This window comes from Fructilactobacillus sp. X7R9C1 (genome assembly GCF_059901005.1).
In genome coordinates this window covers 1-2,108 of the sequence record NZ_JBWXVG010000026.1, presented here as the reverse complement: position 1 = coordinate 2,108, position 2,108 = coordinate 1, and the positions used below count along the sequence as shown (strand labels likewise).

1 rRNA gene is annotated in these 2,108 nt (G+C 50.7%); it reads right to left on the bottom strand.

What is annotated here, in order from left to right:
- Positions 1 to 2,108: ribosomal RNA gene (locus tag AC6UD0_RS07135) — 23S ribosomal RNA — on the bottom strand; the annotation flags it as partial.

Below are 2,108 nucleotides of genomic sequence, written 5' to 3'. Positions count from 1 at the left end.
TCCTCTCAAATTTCCTGCGCCCGCGACGGATAGGGACCGAACTGTCTCACGACGTTCTGAACCCAGCTCGCGTACCGCTTTAATGGGCGAACAGCCCAACCCTTGGGACCAACTACAGCCCCAGGATGCGATGAGCCGACATCGAGGTGCCAAACCTCCCCGTCGATGTGAACTCTTGGGGGAGATAAGCCTGTTATCCCCAGGGTAGCTTTTATCCGTTGAGCGATGGCCCTTCCATATGGTACCACCGGATCACTAAGCCCGACTTTCGTCCCTGCTCGACCTGTATGTCTCGCAGTCAAGCTCCCTTCTGCCTTTACACTCTTTGAATGATTTCCAACCATTCTGAGGGAACCTTTGGGCGCCTCCGTTACTATTTAGGAGGCGACCGCCCCAGTCAAACTGCCAACCAGACACTGTCTCCGAGCACGTTGAGTGCTCAGGGTTAGAGTGTTCACATAGCAAGGGTAGTATCCCAATGACGCCTCCGCCGAAGCTAGCGCTCCGGTTTCAATGGCTCCTACCTATCCTGTACAAGCTGTGCAAACACCCAATATCAAGCTACAGTAAAGCTCCATGGGGTCTTTCCGTCCTGTCGCGGGTAACCTGCTTCTTCACAGGTATCTTAATTTCACCGAGTCTCTCGTTGAGACAGTGCCCAGATCGTTACGCCTTTCGTGCGGGTCGGAACTTACCCGACAAGGAATTTCGCTACCTTAGGACCGTTATAGTTACGGCCGCCGTTTACTGGGGCTTCATTTCGGAGCTTCGCCGAAGCTAACTCTTCCACTTAACCTTCCAGCACCGGGCAGGCGTCAGCCCCTATACGTCATCTTACGATTTTGCAGAAACCTGTGTTTTTGATAAACAGTCGTCTGGGCCTCTTCACTGCGGCTGTCCGTTAGGACAGCACCCCTTCTTCCGAAGTTACGGGGTCATTTTGCCGAGTTCCTTAACGAGAGTTCTCTCGCTCACCTGAGGATACTCTCCTCGACTACCTGTGTCGGTTTGCGGTACGGGTAGTTATTAACTCGCTAGAAGCTTTTCTCGGCAGCGTGACATCAGTTGCTTCCCTACTATAATTTCGGTCCTCATCGTCGCTTGTCAACTCGATCAAAAGCATTTCTCTCTTGACCTGACTTACGACTTGAACATCCATCTCCATCAGGATGCACAACTTAGCCTTCTGCGTTCCTCCATCACTCAAACGTTAATAACTAGTACAGGAATCTCAACCTGTTATCCATCGTCTACGCCTCTCGGCCTCGACTTAGGTCCCGACTAACCCTGGGTGGACGAGCCTTCCCCAGGAAACCTTAGTCATTCGGTGAATCAGATTCTCACTGATTTTTCGCTACTCATACCGGCATTCTCACTTCTAAGCGCTCCACTAGTCCTTACGGTCTAGCTTCGTTGCCCTTAGAACGCTCTCCTATCACGCGACAAAGTCGCGTCCGCAGTCTCGGTAATATGCTTAGCCCCGGTAAATTTTCGGCGCAGAATCACTCGACTAGTGAGCTATTACGCACTCTTTAAATGGTGGCTGCTTCTGAGCCAACATCCTAGTTGTCTATGCAACTCCACTGCCTTTTCCACTTAGCATATATTTAGGGACCTTAACTGGCGGTCTGGGCTGTTCCCCTTTCGACGATGGATCTTATCACTCATCGTCTGACTCCCGGATATAAATCAATGGTATTCGGAGTTTATCTGAACTTAGTAATCCAAGACGGACCCCTTGTCCAAACAGTGGCTCTACCTCCATGATTCTAAATCCGAGGCTAACCCTAAAGCTATTTCGGAGAGAACCAGCTATCTCCAAGTTCGTTTGGAATTTCACCGCTATCCACACCTCATCCCAGCACTTTTCAACGTACACGGGTTCGGACCTCCGGTGCGTATTACCGCACTTTCATCCTGGACATGGATAGATCACCTGGTTTCGGGTCTATGGCAACATACTTCAACGCCCTATTCAGACTCGCTTTCGCTTCGGCTCCGCTTTTTCAACTTAACCTTGCATGCAACTATAACTCGCCGGTTCATTCTACAAGAGGCACGCTATCACCCTTAAACGGGCTCTAACTGCTTGTAGGCACATGGTTGCA